Raw genomic sequence first — 17,079 nt, forward strand, 5'->3', positions numbered from 1 at the left:
GATGGCGTAGGGCGTGCTGACGGCTTCTGCGCCCTCAAACGCCAATACCTGCAAGCGAGGATCTTCGAGACCTTTGACGCTTAGGGTGAAGGTTGGGGCGGTGACCTGGGACATTGGCAATCTCTTCTCATCGGAAAGATAACCAAAGTGTGCGGAGAGAAATTATTAACGGATATCGGGAATGGCCTGGATACTTGTAGGACGTCTCTGATTACCAGATAGATCTTTCCTACAGACATACTGCAAAAAACAATAAAAAGCCCGGCCACACGGCCGGGCTTGGGCAGCCCGTAAAAATCAGGACTGGCTGGCTGGCGGCGACGCGGGGGTCGTGGCTGGCGCAGGATTTGCTGCCGGGGCGGTTGAAGCGCTCGGGGCTGAGGTTGTAGCCGGTTTAGCCGCAGGCTTGGGCGTTGCCGCTTTTGGCGTTGGAGGCTTTTTTGCGGCTGCCGGTTTTGCTGCTGCCTTGGCCGTTACTGCTTTAGCAGCCGGTTTAGCTGCAGCTTTGGCAGCTACAGGCTTAGCCGGAACAGGTTTAGTGGCGGGCTTGGCCGCTGCAATTTTGGCCGGTGCTTTGGCCACTGGCTTGGCCGCAGGTTTTGCCGCTGCCTTAGTAACAACCGGTTTTGTCGCAGCCGCTCTCGACGCGGGGGCCACCGCCGCACCCGTCAACTTCTCAATCTGCCGGGTCAACAAATCGACCTTGCTGTGCAGCGCTTTGACTTCGTTACGGCTCGGTACACCCAGGCGAGAAATCGCGCTATTGAGGCGCTTGTCGAACGCACCTTCAAGCTCGCTCCACTTGCCCATCGCCAGGTCTTTGACATCGCCGACACGGGATTTTGCCGTTTTAGCGGTTGCCTTGGCAGCGTCAACTTGCTTGTCGACGCCGTTCTTGGTTTGCTTTTCAGCCTTCTCGCCGTCCTTCACAAGCGTTTCGAAAAGCTTACTTCCGTCATTGCTGATCTTGGAGTAAGCGCCTAAACCAGCTAGCCAGATTTGGCGTGAGTATTTCTCAACCTCGCCAATCCACGAGCTGCCTTCTTTTTCGATTTTCTTTTTGCCAGCCATCCCGCTCTCCTTATTGTTTACGCGCAACGCGTTCAAGCAATGCCGTCAGCCCGTCGAGCTTAGCAGACAGCCTCTGAACATCATGTTTAGACGCAATTCCGAAGCGATTCAAGGCCCGCGAGACACGACTGTCAAAAGCATGCTCGACTTTCTCGAATTGAACTTCGAGTTCGCCCTTCAAACCTTTCACTTCACTTTTTACGGTATCAATCTCACTGTTGGCCGCTTCGATCTGTTCATTAACCACTTTCTTGCCTTCGCGCTCGACCCCTTCACCGGTTTTGATCAGATCTTTGACGTATTCCGCGCCCTCAAAACCAGCCTTGGAGTAGGCGCCCAAGCCAGCCAGCCAAATTTTGCGGGCATACAGTTTTACTTCGGAAAGGCCGGTCGCCTGTTCGGCTTCGACTTTCTTTTTCAAGGTTACTTTGGCCATGGTGCACCTCACGCTCAAGGGTTGGAGGAACTGCCCGAATTTTTAGCGGGCATGAAGGCCAAAGTAATCAGAAAAATTAGAATGCTCACCCTAGGTTGAAGCAAAAAGATATTCACTGCCGTTGCCAGCCTCTTCGCGAATGATTTAGCTCATACAGGGGGTCAGTTCACTCTGTGGGACCGAATTTATTCGGGAAGCGGGCGACGCGGTGTGGCTCACACCAACACTTTATCTAACGCTTTTTCGATTTCACTCTTGATCGTGCCGCTGAACGCGGACATCAAGAAGCCGACTTCAACCTCAACTTTAATCCATTCATCAAACACACTTACCGTGCCGCTGACGCCCGAACCCGCAAGTTTGACGGTATCGCCTGACCACTTTGGCTCTACCGAGTATTTTTCGGCCAGCTTCTTAACCAGTATTTCGGCTTTCTGTTTTGCTGCCTCACGACCCAGGTCGTGGGCACGCTCAACGCTAATTCGGGCCATCGAAGACTCCTGTATCCATAGGTTCGGCCAGCACTTAATTAACGTCGGATGCGTCAATCGGTCCCGGCGCGTCACTATACTTACATTAAGCCTTGCCAAGACAAAGCCAGCCTCCGGGATTAGAATGGCTGGCATTCTCTTCCGGTGACAGCGACATGAATGATCAGCGCAAAGGCAGCGATGCCGAACCCACCACTCACTTCGGCTTCAAAAACGTGCCGGAAAGCCAGAAAGCGGAGAAGGTTGCCGAGGTTTTTCACTCCGTAGCGGCCAAATACGACCTGATGAACGACCTACTGTCCGGTGGCATGCACCGGTTATGGAAGCGTTTTGCCATCGAGTTGTCTGGCGTCAGGACTGGGAATCGAGTGCTGGATATCGCGGGTGGCACCGGCGATCTGACGAAAAAATTCTCACACTTGGTCGGGCCGACAGGCGAAGTCGTGTTGGCCGACATCAATGCCTCGATGCTTAAGGTCGGTCGCGACCGGTTGCTTGATCTGGGCGTGGCCGGCAACGTCAAGTTCGTCCAGGCAGACGCGGAAAAACTGCCGTTCCCCGACAATCATTTTGACTGCGTGACCATCGCGTTCGGCTTGCGAAACGTGACCCATAAAGAAGACGCGCTGCGCTCGATGCTTCGGGTGCTCAAACCCGGTGGTCGCCTTTTAGTCCTGGAATTTTCCAAACCGACTAACAAGCTGATGTCCAAAGCCTACGACGCGTACTCGTTTGCTTTCATGCCGTTGATGGGCAAGTTGATTACCAACGACTCGGAAAGTTACCGCTATCTGGCAGAGTCGATTCGCATGCATCCGAATCAGGAAACCCTTAAATCGATGATGGTAGAAGCCGGCTTTGATCGTGTGACGTATCACAACATGACCGCAGGCATTGTTGCCCTGCATCGTGGCATCAAGCCCTGATGATACTCAGGGGCTTGCTCGCTAGCGTCGAACACGGCATCAACCGTGTGCTACGGATGGATAGCACCGCCTTGCCACGTCTGGCACGTCTGACGGGCAAAGTGATTGCGGTCGATTGCCGTAGTCCCTCGTTGTCGCTGTTCATTTTGCCCAGCAACGAAGGTTTGATGCTGGCAACCCATTGGGAAGCCGCAGCCGACTGCACCCTTCGGGCACCAGCATCGACGCTGCTGCGCTTGGCGATGACCCAGGATAAAACCGCCGTGCTGCATGGACCCGACGTTGAGTTGGACGGCGACAGCGCGGTGCTGCTGGAGTTGGTCGGCGTGTTGCAAGACCTTGAACTGGATTGGGAGTACGAACTCTCGCGCTGGCTCGGTCCTATTGCCAGCCCGCTACTCAACGGCCACCTGCGTAATAGTGCTCGCTGGACCCGCGACAGCGTGACAAACCTGACGCACAACCTTGCCGACTACCTTAATGAAGAGTCACGCACATTAGTCGGTCACCGCGAAGCCCAAGCGCGCTTTGCCGAATTAGACCAAACCAAGCAAGACCTTGAACGTCTCGAGGCGCGTTTCGAGCGCCTTGCCCTCCTCCTCAAACCCAGCGATAACGCATGAAGCTGCTCGCCGTCCGCCGTTTGTTTCGTATCCAACGCGTGGTTATCCGCTACCGTCTTGATGACTTACTCTTCGCGCTACCGCTGCCATGGTGGATGCTTGCCTTGCGCTACGTCATGCCGTGGCGTTGGTTCCCGCGCAGAACCCTGAAGCTGAGCCGAGGCGCGCGCTTGCGTTTGGCCTTACAAGACCTCGGGCCGATCTTCATCAAGTTCGGTCAATTGCTCTCTACCCGCCGCGATCTGCTTCCAGAAGACATTGCCGACGAGTTGATGCGTCTACAGGACCGGGTGCCACCTTTCGACTCTCAGCAAGCAGTTGACCTGATCGAGCAACAGCTAGGCGCTAAAATCAGCGCCGTGTTCAGTCGCTTCGACGTCGCACCGCTAGCCTCAGCGTCGGTGGCGCAAGTTCACGCTGCGCGACTTAAAACCGGTGAAGAGGTGGTGGTCAAGGTTGTGCGACCCGGCCTGAAACCGATCATCAGCCAAGACCTGGCGTGGCTGTTCATTTTGGCGCGAATTGCCGAGCGGCTTTCGGCCGACGCGCGCTTACTGCATCCGGTAGACGTGGTCAGCGACTACGAAAAAACCATCTACGACGAACTCGACCTGTTACGCGAAGCAGCCAACTCGAGCCAGCTCAAGCGCAACTTCGAAGGCTCGGCGCTGCTATACGTGCCACAAGTTTATTGGGACTGGTGCCGCCCGAAAGTGCTGGTGATGGAGCGGATCTACGGAGTTCAAGTCACCGATCTGGCTACCTTGGCCGATCAACGCACCGACATGAAATTACTGGCCGAGCGCGGGGTTGAAATTTTCTTCACTCAGGTGTTTCGCGACAGCTTCTTTCACGCTGACATGCATCCCGGCAACATTTTCGTCAGCACCGTAAATCCATGGAGCCCACAATACATTGCTATTGACTGTGGCATCGTCGGCAGCTTGACCCCCGAGGATCAGGACTACTTGGCGCGCAATTTGTTTGCGTTCTTCAAACGCGACTATCGGCGCGTGGCGCAATTGCACATCGACTCTGGATGGGTGCCGGCGGAGACTAAACTCAATGAATTCGAAGCCGCGATTCGAACTGTGTGCGAGCCGATTTTCGAGAAACCGCTGAAGGATATTTCGTTCGGCCAGGTTCTTATGCGCTTGTTCCAGACCGCACGTCGTTTCAATATGGAAGTCCAGCCGCAACTGGTGCTACTGCAAAAAACTCTGCTCAACATTGAAGGCTTAGGCCGACAGCTGTACCCGGAACTGGATCTATGGAAAACCGCACAACCGTTTCTGGAGCGTTGGATGCGTGAACGCGTCAGCCCAAAAACCTTACTGCATAACCTTCAATCGCAGGTCGAGCAGATACCGCACTTGGCGGGCATGACCCGTGACCTGCTCGAGCGTATGTCTCAGCCCCACGCTTTCGACCCGCCTGCGCCTTGGCGCGAGCGACCTACACGGAGCGGGGATGGCTGGGCGCTAAGGCTGCTCGGCGCGGTGTTGTTGGCAGGCGGCGCGGTGTTGGCCTCGACCCTGACGACCGGCGGCAGCGCAATGCTAGCATTGGCCGCCTGGCCCGCGTGGACGATGCTGGTCGCCGGCTTGTATCTGGTCGTGCGTCGATAGCCCGCAACTGGCACACTATCCAACCCGCCGGGCCAATGCGCCGGGCTGCCGGAGTCGACAATGAAAGACTGGCTAGACGACATAAAGTGGGACCGCGACGACCTGGTGCCTGCAATCGCCCAACATTACAAAACCGGCCGCGTGCTGATGATGGCCTGGATGAACCGCGAAGCCCTCAGTTTGACCATCGCCGAGAATCGAGCCATTTACTGGTCGCGTTCCCGTGGCAAACTCTGGCGCAAAGGTGAAGAATCGGGACATGTACAGATACTTCATGAACTGCGTCTTGATTGCGACGCTGACGTGTTGATTCTAATGGTTGAACAGGTTGGTGACATCGCCTGTCACACGGGGCGTGAAAGCTGTTTTTACCGCGTCTATGAAGACGCCGGCTGGAAAGTCGTCGACCCGGTTATAAAAGACCCTCACGCCATCTATCAGGCAGGACACACACATGAATGACACTCTGGCCCGCCTGGCCGAGGTACTTGAATCACGCAAAGGCGCAGCAGCTGACAGCTCTTATGTCGCCAGCTTGTATCACAAGGGCTTGAACAAGATTCTGGAAAAGGTCGGTGAAGAATCGGTCGAAACCATAATCGCAGCTAAAGATGCCGCCGTAAGCGGTGATTGCAGCGATGTCATTTACGAAACCGCAGACCTGTGGTTTCACAGCATGGTTATGCTCGCCGCCTTAGGCCAGCACCCCCAGGCAGTGTTGGATGAGCTGGATCGCCGTTTTGGATTGTCCGGACACGCGGAAAAAGCCGCACGCTCAGCCGATTAAACACGCATCACTATCAAGAGGAATGTTTCATGGGCATTTTTGACTGGAAACACTGGATCATTATTTTGGTGGTCGTCGTGCTGGTATTCGGCACCAAAAAGCTCAAAAACCTGGGCTCGGACGTCGGCGAGACGATCAAGGGCTTTCGCAAAGCCATGAATGATGAAGAATCCAAGCCCGCAGAGCCGCAGCCACCAGTGCAACCAATGCAGCCGCCTCAAGCAGCGCCTCAAGCATCCACATTGCATGAGCCTCACACCATCGACGTGCAAGCGCACAAAGTCGAAGAGCCCATCCGTAAAGACTAGGTCGTGTTGAATGTTTGGTATCAGCTTCTCTGAACTGCTGCTTGTCGGTCTCGTCGCCTTGTTGGTTCTAGGGCCAGAGCGCCTGCCCGGTGCGGCGCGTACGGCGGGCCTGTGGGTGGGGCGGCTGAAACGCAGCTTCAACGCGATCAAGCAGGAAGTTGAGCGCGAAATCGGGGCCGATGAGATTCGTCGCCAGCTACACAACGAGCACATTATGTCGTTGGAAGAAGAGGCTAAGAAAATATTCGCGCCGCTGCAATCTCCGCAGCAAATACAGGCCGAACCGGTCGCGACGATCAGTCCTACGGTTGAGGCGCACACTATTGCCCCGCCGACCGCCTCGTTAGCAGCCGCACCCTTGACTGCCGCACCGTTAGGCACGCCCGATGCCGCCAAAATCGTTCCTGAGCATGACACGCCAGTGACGACAGCGACGCCAACCCCGGCTGTACACGTGAGCCCGGTTCCAAGCGAACCTTCCGCCAACGATCCAACTTTGCCACCGCGAGCCCCATGAGCGCAGAAATCCCGGAAAACGATCAGCAGATGCCGCTGATCTCACATCTCACTGAATTGCGGACGCGCCTGCTGCGTTGCGTCTTGGCGATTTTCTTGATCTTCGGCGGGTTGTTCACCTTCACCCAGAAGATCTACACGTTAGTTTCCGCACCGCTGCGGGTTTACTTGCCTGAAGGGGCGACGATGATTGCCACCGATGTGGCCTCGCCGTTCCTGACCCCATTCAAGCTGACCATGATGTGCTCGCTGTTCTTGGCGATGCCGGTGATCCTGCACCAGATCTGGGGCTTCATTGCGCCAGGACTGTACAAACATGAAAAGCGCGTCGCCGTGCCATTGCTGGTGTCGAGCATCATCCTGTTCTATTCAGGCATGGCGTTCGCGTACTTCCTGGTATTCCCGCTGATTTTCCACTTCTTCGCCAGCGTGACGCCAGAAGGCGTCTCGATGATGACCGACATTGCCAGTTATCTAGACTTTGTCATGACGCTGTTCCTCGCGTTCGGCGTTGCGTTCGAGATTCCAGTGGCCGTAGTGCTGCTGGTGTGGATCGGTATTGTCGACGTCAAATACCTGAAAAAAATGCGTCCATACGTGGTCATTGGCTGCTTTGTCGTCGGCATGATTTTGACCCCGCCGGACATCTTCTCGCAGACCTTGCTTGCCGTGCCGATGTGGCTGCTGTTCGAAATAGGCCTGCTGTGCAGCGGTTTGATCGTCAAACGCGGCGATCACCCAGATGACCAGCCCGACGAAGACAAGCAAGACCAGCCGCCAGCACCCCAGCCGTGAACGTGCTGTTACTCGAAGACGCCGACTTTATTTCGGCTGATCGGGTCGTGTTGCGCGACCGTCGGCTCAAGCACATGCAAGAGGTGCATCGCGCAGTGGTGGGTGACACGCTGCGCGTAGGGCGAATCGGCGGTTTGTTAGGGTCAGCTGAAGTGCTGCGACTGGAAAATCACGAAGCGGAGCTGCAAATCAGCCTTGATCGCACGCCACCAGCCAAATTGTCACTGACCCTGCTGCTGGCCCTGCCAAGACCGAAAATGCTGCGCCGCGTGTTCCAGACCGTCGCCACGATGGGCGTGCCACGGGTGATTTTGCTCAACAGCTATCGGGTAGAAAAAAGCTTTTGGCAAACCCCCTTCCTCAAACCCGAAGCCATCCGTGAACAACTGATCCTCGGTTTGGAGCAAGCCCGCGACAGCGTGCTGCCCGAGATCATCATCGAAAAACGCTTCAAACCGTTTGTTGAAGACCGTTTACCGCAATGGGTTGAAGGAACGCTGGGACTGGTCGGTCACCCCGGCGACTACCCAGCATGCCCACGCGGCATCACTCAACCGGTGACGCTTGCCATTGGCCCAGAGGGTGGTTGGATCCCTTACGAAGTTGATCTACTAGGCAAAGCAGGACTTCAACCCGTGCAACTAGGCGAACGTATCTTGCGCGTCGAGACCGCTGTTACCGCGCTCCTCGCCCGCCTGTTTTAAACCTGACCGGACCGACGATAATTCAACACTACAGTTCCCGAATCTTCCGCCGATAGACAACCACATCTATAACAACTAAACGTCGAGGAAATGTCATGTACCGTTGGCTAGTACGAAACCTGGGAAACGTAAGCGTTAGCCTGAAACTGGCTATCGGCTTCGGCACGGTGTTAGTGCTAACGATACTGATCACCCTGACTGGCTGGTTTAGCGTGTCGACGCTGATTGATCGGGGCGACAAGCTGGCGTCGATCATTCGACTCACTGACTTGACCACTAACTTGCGCATTGCACGGTTGAACTATGAGAGGTTGTTCAGCACGGAATCCGCGAAGGAAGTTACCGATGCGCTTGATCAAATTGAGCAAGAAATTTCCCACGCGCGCGTATTGATAGAAACGCCAACTGATCAAGAAACACTCGACGAACAGGCCGATGCAAACAGCCTGTATCGACGGGCCTTCAGTGAAATGACCCATGCCATTCAGACGCGCGAAGCCAGCCGCACTCATCTTGGTATTACTGCTGACCAAGCGGTGAAGACCGTTTCCGGCATTGAAGAGTCGCTGCTGCAGGGCGATAGCATCCTTGAGTTCAACAATGTGGTGTACTTGAGCAAGCTAATACAGCAAGCGCGCTTTCAGGTGCTGGGCTACACCTACAGCGGCAAACCGGAATTCGAGAAGAGCGCCACTGCAGCAATCGATGAGGCATTAGTGGGTCTTAATAGCCTACCGGGCTCGATACCGTCTGAGTACCTGAGCAGACTTAAAGACGCCAGCGATGCGCTCAAAGCGTACCGTGATGCGGTAGGCCAATACCGTGATGCCCAAATGCTGAGCAACCAAGCGTTGGACAAAATGGCCGTCCAGGGAAAACGCCTGCAAGCGTTCAGCACTCAGCTGGCCGCCTCGCAAAATGCCCGACGCGACGCCGACAGTGCTCAAGCGCGGTCCACGCTTAGCCTCGCCACGTTACTCGCGCTCCTGTTTGGGGTGATCTCGGCTTGGGCCATTACTCGCCAAATCGTGGTACCGCTGCTACAGACACTCAAAGTCGTGGAGCGAGTTGCTTCAGGTGACTTGAGCCATGATTTGCAAGTCGAACGTCGCGATGAACTAGGCCAGTTACAAAGCTCCATTCAGCAGATGACGCTGGGTCTAAGGGCATTAGTAGGTGGCATCAGCGAGGGCGTGACCAAGATCGCCAACGCTGCCGAGCAGCTGTCGACCGTGACCAAAAAAACCAACGCGGGTGTCGATAGTCAAAAGCTTGAAACCGATCAAGTGGCCACCGCGATGCACGAAATGACCGCCACGGTTCAAGAAGTCGCGCGTAACGCTGAAGAAGCGTCCGAAGCCGCTGTAGCCGCTGATCAACAAGCCCGCGAAGGTGACCGAGTGGTCAACGAAGCCATCGCCCAGATCGAACTTTTGGCTGGCGAAGTCGGCAACTCAACCGAGGCGATGGGCGAACTCAAACGCGAAAGTGACAAGATCGGCAGCGTACTCGACGTAATCAAAGCCGTTGCGCAGCAAACCAATCTGCTAGCGCTCAACGCTGCCATTGAGGCCGCACGCGCGGGCGAAGCGGGACGAGGCTTCGCAGTGGTGGCCGATGAAGTACGCAGTCTCGCCCAGCGCACGCAGAAGTCCACCGAAGAAATCGAGGAACTGATCATCAGCTTGCAGACCGGTACTCGGCAAGTAGCAACAATTATGGACAAGAGCCGCGAACTAACCGTCAGTAGCGTGGAGTTGACCCGTCGCGCCGGCAGCTCGCTGGGAAACATCACGCGCACGGTTTCGGCGATCCAGTCCATGAACCTGCAAATTGCCGCAGCCGCCGAACAGCAGAGCGCCACGGCCGAAGAAATTAACCGCAGCGTGCTCAACGTGCGCGACGTGTCTGATCAAACGTCCGCCGCCAGTAAGGAAACCGCAGCCTCCAGCGTCGAACTGGCACGCTTGGGTAATCAGCTGCAATCACTGGTCGGTAAGTTCAAGGTCTAGAACATACCGCTGCCGAGGCGCCGGTAAACACGGGCTCCTTGGGCCTGCTTCTGAATGTTCAGATTTTTCCTACAACCGATTCAGGTCGCGCGACTCCACCTCCTGCCGATGCGCTGAACAAGGCGAAACACTGTTTCGCCGACTTCTCGTCGTCATCACAGGATGAATTTCTCATGTTCCGATCCTTGTCCCAAATGCTTGGCAATACCGGCGTCAAACTCAAACTCGCAATGGGCTTTGGCCTGGTTTTACTGTTGACACTGATAATTACTCTGACCGGTTGGCACGGTCTGGATACCATGGTCGAACGCTCGGAATCGCTGTCTGCGATTGGGCAATTGAGCAGTGCCACCAAAGACTTACGCATCGAACGAACTGCCTTTCGCCTAGAAAACACGCCGCAATCCGCCACCGCAGTCGTTAAGCGTCTTAATGAACTCGAAGCGCAACTCGATGCGTTGCGCAAGGCTATCGACGATCCCGAAAGCCTGACATTGCTGTCCGATCAGAGCGCAAACGTGCGCACGTTCGAAAGCACATTCGAGCATCTGGGCCAGACTATTCAAGAGCGCGAAAGCACCCGAGCCCTGCTCGAAAAACAATCCGAGCACGCCATGCAAACCGTGGCGCGGGTAGAAACCGACGTCTTAAAAGCAGTCAGTCAAGAGCAGGACAGTAGCGACCGACTGGAAGAGTTCACTAATATTTCGCAATTACGCCAGAAAATCCAAATGGCCCGCTATCAGGTGCAGGCCTATACCTTCAGCGGCCAGGAGAGCTATGAGTTGGCGGCACTTACTGCCATCGATGAAGCAATCAAAGAGGTCAGCCAGATAGCCGAAGACCAAGCGGACTCGACTGTTGGCGGGCTGCAGCTGGCTAGTCAAACGCTGCAGGATTATCGCGCCCGACTCGGCGACTTCAAAGAGATGCAGGTCAAAACCGAGGCCGCGCAGGAAACGATGGAAGCCTTGGGCGACAAGCTGCTCGCCGCCAGCGCCGAGCTGAGCAGCAGGCAAGTGAGCCAACGTGACACCGAAGCTGCCCGGGCGCGGACCATGCTCGTCAGTGTCGCCAGCCTGGCGTTGGTGCTTGGTCTTTGCGCCGCTTGGTTGATGACTCAACAGATCATTGTGCCCTTACAGCAAACCCTGATAGCGGCGGGCCGTATCGCTAATGGTGACCTCAGCCACGACGTGATCATTGAACGCAGTGATGAAATGGGCCAATTGCAAACCAGCATGCAACAAATGATCTTAAGCCTGCGTGAGTTGATCGGCGGAATAGGCGACGGCGTGACCCAAATCGCCAGTGCGGCTGAGCAACTGTCTGCGGTAACGGAGCAGACTAACGTCGGCGTGACCACTCAGAAGGACGAAACCGATCAGGTCGCCACTGCGATGAACCAGATGACTGCCACGGTCATGGAGGTCGCGCGCAACGCTGAAGAGGCTTCCCACGCGGCCACCCAGGCCGATCAACAAGCGCGTGAGGGGGATAAAGTGGTGGCCGAAGCGATTAGCCAAATTGAACTGCTGGCTACCGAAGTGGGTCATTCAACCCACGCGATGGCTCAGCTCAAGACCGAAAGCGACAAAATTGGAAGCGTACTGGATGTGATTAAATCGGTATCGCAACAAACCAATCTATTGGCGTTGAATGCGGCTATCGAGGCCGCGCGGGCGGGAGAAGCCGGGCGCGGATTCGCGGTGGTGGCTGACGAAGTGCGCAGCCTGGCGCAACGCACCCAGCAGTCCACAGAAGAAATTGAAGAATTGATTGCCGCCTTGCAGAACGGCACGCAACAAGTTGCGTCCTCCCTCGACAACAGCCGCGTCCTGACCGACAACAGCGTGGAGTTGAGCCGTCAAGCCGGCCGTGCCCTGGAGCAAATCACTCGCACGGTGTCGACGATTCAAAGCATGAACCAGCAGATAGCGACTGCCGGAGAGCAACAAACCGCCGTGGCCGAGGAAATCACCCGCAGTGTTTTGAACGTGCGCGACATCTCTGAACAAACTGCGGCGGCCAGCGAGGAGACCGCCGTCTCCAGTATCGAACTGGCACGATTGGGTAATCATCTGCAGGGACTGTTGAGCCGTTTTCGGGTGTAGGAGCCCATGCTTAGCAAGGCGGTCACTCAGACGAACCGCGTCGGACTCTCGCCAACACGCTGGCTCCTATAGGGAAAATACATAAAAAAACGCCGTTGAAGATGAACTCAACGGCGTTTTTATTTCCTGCTTGGGCGTTATCAGGCGTTAACCAGAAGCGGCTCAAGGGAGTGAGCAACAGGTTGCAGGGGCAACAACGGCGCATGTGGATCGGCAGCGATTGACTCGCGCCATGCCGCCAGCCATTCGGTATGACCTTCGCTCCAGACTTGCTCATGCAGACGCGCCAGCGCAACCGGATCGCTCAGCAGCATCAAACGCTCCTGGTTAGTAAGGTTATCTGGACCGACCTTCATTGCCTGACGAACACGTTCAATGCGCGTCCATTCAACCGGCTCCGACTGCAAATGCCGCGACGTGGCCAAGGCACACGCCAAAGCGTTCTGCTGCGGATCGACTACGGCCCGAATGAAGCCCTGTTTCAATGCATGCCAACGGTTTTCATGGTTGTACTTATCAGTCGCGATGAGCTCTTGGGGTGGCGCATATTCTTCAGGAATAAGAAAAAGCTTTTCGTCCCGCGCCTTGAGGCCAAGAGTTACTCGGCTGGAAATCACCGAGACCGGAATCGACAACATAAGTGACCCGACGATAGGTGCCAACCACCAGAGGAAGCTTGGGTTGAGCGACGCCACCAACACAGCCCAGCAAGCACCCAGCAATGTCTGTGGACCGTGGCGTTTGGTCGCTTCGAGCCACGAAGTAGAACCATCATCACGTTGCGGCGAGTCCCATGTTGCCGCCCAGCCCAGAAACGCGGCCATTACAAAACGGGTATGGAACAACATCCGCACCGGTGCCAACAGCACCGAGAAGAACATTTCCATGAGCATCGACAGCGTAACTTTAATGCGACCGCCGAAACCCACCGAGCCCTTAGCCCAGATCAAGATAATGCTCAGCAGCTTAGGCAAGAACAACAGCACGATAGTGGTCGAAAACAGCGCAACTGCCTTGTCCGGGTGCCATTGTGGCCATAGCGGATAGAGTTGCCGGGGCGCCATGAAATACTGCGGTTCCATCAACGTATTGACTGCCAGCAACGCGGTTGAGAGCACCAAAAAGAAGAACCAAAGCGGCGCCGACAAGTACGACATCACGCCGGTCAAAAATACGGCACGGTGAACCGGGTGCATGCCTTTGACCAGAAACAACCGGAAGTTCATCAGGTTGCCGTGGCACCAACGACGGTCGCGCTTGAGTTCATCCAACAGGTTAGGCGGCAATTCTTCATAGCTGCCAGGCAAATCGTAGGCAATCCATACTCCCCATCCGGCACGACGCATCAGTGCAGCTTCGACGAAGTCGTGGGACAAAATCGCACCGGCAAACGCGCCTTTACCAGGCAATGGTGCCAAGGCACAGTGCTCGATAAACGGTTTCATGCGGATGATGGCGTTGTGACCCCAATAGTGGGACTCACCCAGCTGCCAGAAATGCAAACCAGCCGTAAACAGCGGACCGTAGACCCGCGTAGCGAATTGCTGCATGCGCGCATAAAGCGTGTCCATGCCCGACGCCCGTGGCGCGGTCTGGATGATGCCGGCGTCTGGCGTGGCTTCCATCAAACGCACCAGACTGGTCAGGCATTCACCGCTCATGACGCTGTCGGCATCCAGTACGACCATGTAGCGATATTCGCCGCCCCAACGACGGCAGAAGTCGTCGAGGTTGCCGCTTTTACGTTTCACACGACGGCGGCGACGGCGGTAAAAAATCTTGCCGAAGCCATTGGTTTCGCGACACACGTCAAGCCAGGACTGTTGCTCGGCCACCGCGATATCCGTGTCGTTAGTGTCACTAAGCACGAAGAAGTCAAAACGATTCAGATCGCCAGTGGCAGCGACCGACTCGAACGTAGCGCGCAGACCGGCGAAAACACGAGCGACGTCTTCGTTGCAAATCGGCATCACAAGGGCCGTTCGGGCACTTTTTTCAATCGGCTCGTCACCTGCGCTAGCGCCCGAGATACGGTATTTATCATGCCCGGTCAGCAGTTCCAGAAAGCCCATCAGCGCCGTCCAGAAACCCGCCGATACCCAGCAGAACAAAATTCCAAACAGCAACAAAATACTCGTTTGCAAGGCGTAAGGCAGCACTTGCCACACCGTTTGGGTCAATGACTGACCCGAGACTTCTTCCCACGACACGAACGACCAGCCTTGGTAAGGCATGATCCCTTTCATGTAGAAGCTGGCGACGATAGTTTGACCCAGCATCAGCACCAGCAAAATGTAGCGGCGAAGCGAGCCTACGAACCGCCAGCGGGCCTGAGGCAACTCGCGTTGTGGAGGGTCCGGAATATTGGTGCGCCCGGTCATCCGCCGCCAGGCACGCACCAGAATGTTGGTGCGCCACGGCTCGGGAACCACTTTGGTTCGACGAATCGGGGGGGTCGCCTTGAGGCAAACCCTCCCGCTGGCATCGAGAACAAGCATTTCTGCCTCTTCCAGTTCGTCAGCGGTGGTCAATGTCAGGCGGCGACCAACAGATGCCTGGGCGGCATTGGCAACATCTGCAACCGGCTGCATGGAAAGACGCTCATGCAGTTCGGCGAAAGACGCGCAGTCAGCGAGTTCCGCCCGCTGCGCATCTTTCATGGGCAAATGCGCCAGATACTCGGTTAGAGACACTGGCACGGTTTGGGACTTACTCATCGGCGGGCAACTGGTAGCTCCAAGTCTCAGTCAAGACTTGTATGCTCTTGGCTGGCTCCGGATTAGTTGGTAAAGCTTCTGTAGCAGGCTGCGGGGCTTGTTTCATATCTTTCGCCGCATCAGCTTTCACTACGTCGGATTTTGCAGTACCAGCCTTGGTAGGGTCGGCCTTTGCATCAGCGAGTTTAGTCGAATCGGCAGGCTTGGCTGCGTCAGTTTTGGCTGTGTCGCCTTTCTCTTCTTTCGCAGTAGGAACAGGCTTGATATCGGCCTTCTTTTGGACTTTTTTATCTGCTTTTTCAGCGATGAGGGCAGGCTCTTTACCCGGCTCGGCAGGCACTTCGCGCAGTAGGTAGGCCTTCATATCGATCGACTTGTTGGTGTCTTTGGCCTTGAGTCGCAACGTCAAGCGCCAGCCTTTAGTCACCGGGTTATACCGGAGATTGTTTTCCACCAGATCGGTGTTGTCGTCCGTGGTCACTTGGCTACGAATTGCCGGATCTTCACCTAACTTGGTGAGCACTGGACCTTCGAAGTCGACCAGGAACGCGACGCTGCCGTCAGGCTGACGAACAAGGTTTGATTGCTTGACGTCGCCCGTAGAGCGCAGGGTTTGTTTAACCCAGCCCAAGTCCGGCGAATGGATCGAGTTCTCATCCATGGTCCAGTGAATGCGATAGTTGAAGTCCATCGGTTGGCCCGGGTCGGCGACGACAGCCGGCTTCCAGAACGCAACGATGTTGTCGTTGGTTTCGTCTGCGGTAGGAATTTCTACCAGATCCACTGTGCCTTTGCCCCAGTCACCTTTCGGCTCGATCCAGGCACTTGGGCGCTTGTCGTAACGATCATCAAGGTCTTCGTAGTGGCTAAAGTTACGGCCACGTTGAAGCAGACCGAAGCCGCGCGGGTTCTCGACTGAGAAGTTGCTGACAGCAAGGTGTTTGGGATTGTTCAGCGGACGCCAGATCCACTCGCCATTGGCGGCCTGAATCGACAAACCGCTGGAGTCATGCAGTTCACGACGGTAATTGAGTACTTTGGACGGTTGATTGGCACCGAACAGGAACATGCTGGTCAGCGGGGCTACACCCAGTTTGCCAACCTTTTCACGCAAGAACATACGGCTCTTAACATCAACCAACGTATTGGTACCTGGACGCAGGGTCAGTTGATAAGCACCTGTAGCACGTGGCGAATCCAGCAGTGCGTAGATGACAAGGTGATTGTCATCCGGGTTTGGACGCTCAATCCAGAATTCGGTGAACCGCGGGAACTCCTCACCTGATGGCATGGCAGTGTCGATGGCCATGCCGCGTGCAGACAGACCATAAACCTGACCCTTGCCGATCACGCGGAAGTAACTCGCGCCCAGCATCGTCATGATTTCGTCGTTCTTGTCGTCTTTGTTAATCGGGTACAGCACACGAAAGCCGGCGTAACCGAGTTTCTCGGTAGCCTTAGGGTCAAATTTCAAGTCACCGAAATCAAAATGACTCGGGTCGTACTTGATTTCCTGAACATCAGAAGCAGTAACTTCGTTAATTTTGACCGGTGTATCGAAGTGCATACCTTGATGGTAGAAGGACACTTTGAATGGCGTCTTCTCCCCAGCCCACAGGCCCTTGGCTTCAATGAAACGAATTTTCTGATAATCGGCGAACTTCATGTCGCGGAATTCGTTGGGCAGATTGCTCTTGGGTGCTTCAAATTTTTGTCCGGCAAGGTCTTTAGCCTTAGCCGCGACATCTTCCAGATCGAACGCCCAAAGCGAACTTGAACTGAGCAAACAGATCAGTGCCGAGCCAGCCAGCAGAGCACTGCGCGAACGTTTAGCAAATGTCATTGGAGCAATACAGGGACTAACAATCACGAGCAACCCTCGCCGAAAAACAGATCAAAAAACCAACAGCCTGCTATCACATGGCGAATTGGCGAGCATTGTTCCGACTCC

At 55.6% G+C, this 17,079-nt stretch carries 16 protein-coding genes and 1 pseudogene; 12 read left to right on the forward strand and 5 right to left on the reverse strand.

Annotation, left to right across the window (positions count from 1 at the left end):
- Positions 1-297: 297 nt before the first annotated feature.
- The 3 genes from QN378_RS22005 to QN378_RS22015 form a co-directional block, all read right to left on the reverse strand.
- Positions 298-1,071 carry a phasin family protein gene (locus QN378_RS22005; protein WP_322206391.1) on the reverse strand — a complete coding sequence of 258 codons (774 nt, stop codon included), beginning with the start codon at positions 1,069-1,071 and terminating at the stop codon, positions 298-300.
- 10 nt (positions 1,072-1,081) lie between these two features.
- Positions 1,082-1,507 carry a phasin family protein gene (locus QN378_RS22010; protein ID WP_322206390.1) on the reverse strand — a complete coding sequence of 142 codons (426 nt, stop codon included), beginning with the start codon at positions 1,505-1,507 and terminating at the stop codon, positions 1,082-1,084.
- Positions 1,508-1,722: 215 nt separating this feature from the next.
- Positions 1,723-1,998: a polyhydroxyalkanoic acid system family protein gene (locus tag QN378_RS22015; RefSeq protein ID WP_322206389.1), complete on the reverse strand. Its 276-nt coding sequence runs from the start codon at positions 1,996-1,998 to the stop codon at positions 1,723-1,725.
- A 155-nt stretch (positions 1,999-2,153) separates the two neighbouring features.
- Here QN378_RS22015 and ubiE point away from each other — a divergent pair, with 155 nt between their 5' ends.
- The 12 genes and pseudogenes from ubiE (at position 2,154) to QN378_RS22070 (ending at position 12,411) form a co-directional block, all read left to right on the forward strand.
- On the forward strand, positions 2,154-2,924 hold the full coding sequence (gene ubiE / locus QN378_RS22020; RefSeq protein ID WP_322167222.1) for a bifunctional demethylmenaquinone methyltransferase/2-methoxy-6-polyprenyl-1,4-benzoquinol methylase UbiE: 771 nt from the start codon (positions 2,154-2,156) through the stop codon (positions 2,922-2,924).
- Positions 2,924-3,547 (forward strand): ubiquinone biosynthesis accessory factor UbiJ, encoded by a 624-nt coding sequence (locus QN378_RS22025; protein ID WP_322206388.1) that lies wholly within the window; start codon positions 2,924-2,926, stop codon positions 3,545-3,547. The genes ubiE and QN378_RS22025 overlap by 1 nt, the downstream gene beginning before the upstream one ends.
- The gene (ubiB, locus tag QN378_RS22030) at positions 3,544-5,175 is read left to right on the forward strand and encodes a ubiquinone biosynthesis regulatory protein kinase UbiB (RefSeq protein ID WP_322206387.1); all 1,632 of its coding nucleotides are present in this window, start codon (positions 3,544-3,546) and stop codon (positions 5,173-5,175) included. The genes QN378_RS22025 and ubiB overlap by 4 nt, the downstream gene beginning before the upstream one ends.
- 60 nt (positions 5,176-5,235) lie before the next feature.
- Entirely contained in the window at positions 5,236-5,637 is a 402-nt protein-coding gene (gene hisI / locus QN378_RS22035; RefSeq protein ID WP_322206386.1) for a phosphoribosyl-AMP cyclohydrolase, read from the forward strand.
- Positions 5,630-5,962 carry a phosphoribosyl-ATP diphosphatase gene (locus QN378_RS22040; RefSeq protein WP_322206385.1) on the forward strand — a complete coding sequence of 111 codons (333 nt, stop codon included), beginning with the start codon at positions 5,630-5,632 and terminating at the stop codon, positions 5,960-5,962. The genes hisI and QN378_RS22040 overlap by 8 nt, the downstream gene beginning before the upstream one ends.
- Before the next feature lie 29 nt (positions 5,963-5,991).
- A complete protein-coding gene (locus QN378_RS22045) occupies positions 5,992-6,270 on the forward strand; it encodes a twin-arginine translocase TatA/TatE family subunit (protein ID WP_323550658.1) in 279 nt (92 codons plus the stop codon).
- Between the two features lie 10 nt (positions 6,271-6,280).
- Positions 6,281-6,787: a Sec-independent protein translocase protein TatB gene (gene tatB, locus QN378_RS22050; protein ID WP_322206383.1), complete on the forward strand. Its 507-nt coding sequence runs from the start codon at positions 6,281-6,283 to the stop codon at positions 6,785-6,787.
- On the forward strand, positions 6,784-7,581 hold the full coding sequence (tatC, locus tag QN378_RS22055; protein ID WP_322206382.1) for a twin-arginine translocase subunit TatC: 798 nt from the start codon (positions 6,784-6,786) through the stop codon (positions 7,579-7,581). The genes tatB and tatC overlap by 4 nt, the downstream gene beginning before the upstream one ends.
- Positions 7,578-8,285, forward strand: coding sequence for a 16S rRNA (uracil(1498)-N(3))-methyltransferase (locus tag QN378_RS22060; protein ID WP_322206380.1), 708 nt, complete (start codon positions 7,578-7,580; stop codon positions 8,283-8,285). Before tatC ends, QN378_RS22060 begins: the two co-directional genes overlap by 4 nt.
- A gap of 95 nt (positions 8,286-8,380) precedes the next feature.
- A pseudogene (locus tag QN378_RS23695) lies at positions 8,381-9,439 on the forward strand (methyl-accepting chemotaxis protein); the annotation flags it as partial.
- 144 nt (positions 9,440-9,583) lie between these two features.
- Positions 9,584-10,297, forward strand: a complete 714-nt coding sequence (locus tag QN378_RS23700) for a methyl-accepting chemotaxis protein (protein ID WP_407074125.1) — start codon at positions 9,584-9,586, stop codon at positions 10,295-10,297.
- A 173-nt stretch (positions 10,298-10,470) separates the two neighbouring features.
- Entirely contained in the window at positions 10,471-12,411 is a 1,941-nt protein-coding gene (locus tag QN378_RS22070; protein WP_323550655.1) for a methyl-accepting chemotaxis protein, read from the forward strand.
- 140 nt (positions 12,412-12,551) lie between these two features.
- On the opposite strand, the gene mdoH is transcribed toward QN378_RS22070, so the two are convergent.
- Positions 12,552-15,128 carry a glucans biosynthesis glucosyltransferase MdoH gene (mdoH, locus tag QN378_RS22075; RefSeq protein WP_323550654.1) on the reverse strand — a complete coding sequence of 859 codons (2,577 nt, stop codon included), beginning with the start codon at positions 15,126-15,128 and terminating at the stop codon, positions 12,552-12,554.
- Positions 15,121-16,998 carry a glucan biosynthesis protein gene (locus tag QN378_RS22080; RefSeq protein WP_323550653.1) on the reverse strand — a complete coding sequence of 626 codons (1,878 nt, stop codon included), beginning with the start codon at positions 16,996-16,998 and terminating at the stop codon, positions 15,121-15,123. The genes mdoH and QN378_RS22080 overlap by 8 nt, the downstream gene beginning before the upstream one ends.
- Between the last annotated feature and the right edge of the window lie 81 nt (positions 16,999-17,079).

The organism is Pseudomonas sp. 10S5, from assembly GCF_035019745.1.
Lineage (GTDB): Bacteria > Pseudomonadota > Gammaproteobacteria > Pseudomonadales > Pseudomonadaceae > Aquipseudomonas.

What these genes read in the sequence shown, in the direction of transcription:
- QN378_RS22010 (WP_322206390.1), bottom strand. Translation starts at nt 1,507, where the DNA reads ATGGCCAAAGTAACCTTGAAAAAGAAAGTCGAAGCCGAACAGGCGACC.
- hisI (WP_322206386.1), top strand. Translation starts at nt 5,236, where the DNA reads ATGAAAGACTGGCTAGACGACATAAAGTGGGACCGCGACGACCTGGTG.
- QN378_RS22040 (WP_322206385.1), top strand. Translation starts at nt 5,630, where the DNA reads ATGAATGACACTCTGGCCCGCCTGGCCGAGGTACTTGAATCACGCAAA.
- tatB (WP_322206383.1), top strand. Translation starts at nt 6,281, where the DNA reads ATGTTTGGTATCAGCTTCTCTGAACTGCTGCTTGTCGGTCTCGTCGCC.
- QN378_RS22005 (WP_322206391.1), bottom strand. Translation starts at nt 1,071, where the DNA reads ATGGCTGGCAAAAAGAAAATCGAAAAAGAAGGCAGCTCGTGGATTGGC.
- QN378_RS22070 (WP_323550655.1), top strand. Translation starts at nt 10,471, where the DNA reads ATGTTCCGATCCTTGTCCCAAATGCTTGGCAATACCGGCGTCAAACTC.
- ubiB (WP_322206387.1), top strand. Translation starts at nt 3,544, where the DNA reads ATGAAGCTGCTCGCCGTCCGCCGTTTGTTTCGTATCCAACGCGTGGTT.
- mdoH (WP_323550654.1), bottom strand. Translation starts at nt 15,128, where the DNA reads ATGAGTAAGTCCCAAACCGTGCCAGTGTCTCTAACCGAGTATCTGGCG.
- ubiE (WP_322167222.1), top strand. Translation starts at nt 2,154, where the DNA reads ATGAATGATCAGCGCAAAGGCAGCGATGCCGAACCCACCACTCACTTC.
- QN378_RS22015 (WP_322206389.1), bottom strand. Translation starts at nt 1,998, where the DNA reads ATGGCCCGAATTAGCGTTGAGCGTGCCCACGACCTGGGTCGTGAGGCA.
- QN378_RS22045 (WP_323550658.1), top strand. Translation starts at nt 5,992, where the DNA reads ATGGGCATTTTTGACTGGAAACACTGGATCATTATTTTGGTGGTCGTC.
- QN378_RS22025 (WP_322206388.1), top strand. Translation starts at nt 2,924, where the DNA reads ATGATACTCAGGGGCTTGCTCGCTAGCGTCGAACACGGCATCAACCGT.
- tatC (WP_322206382.1), top strand. Translation starts at nt 6,784, where the DNA reads ATGAGCGCAGAAATCCCGGAAAACGATCAGCAGATGCCGCTGATCTCA.
- QN378_RS23700 (WP_407074125.1), top strand. Translation starts at nt 9,584, where the DNA reads ATGCACGAAATGACCGCCACGGTTCAAGAAGTCGCGCGTAACGCTGAA.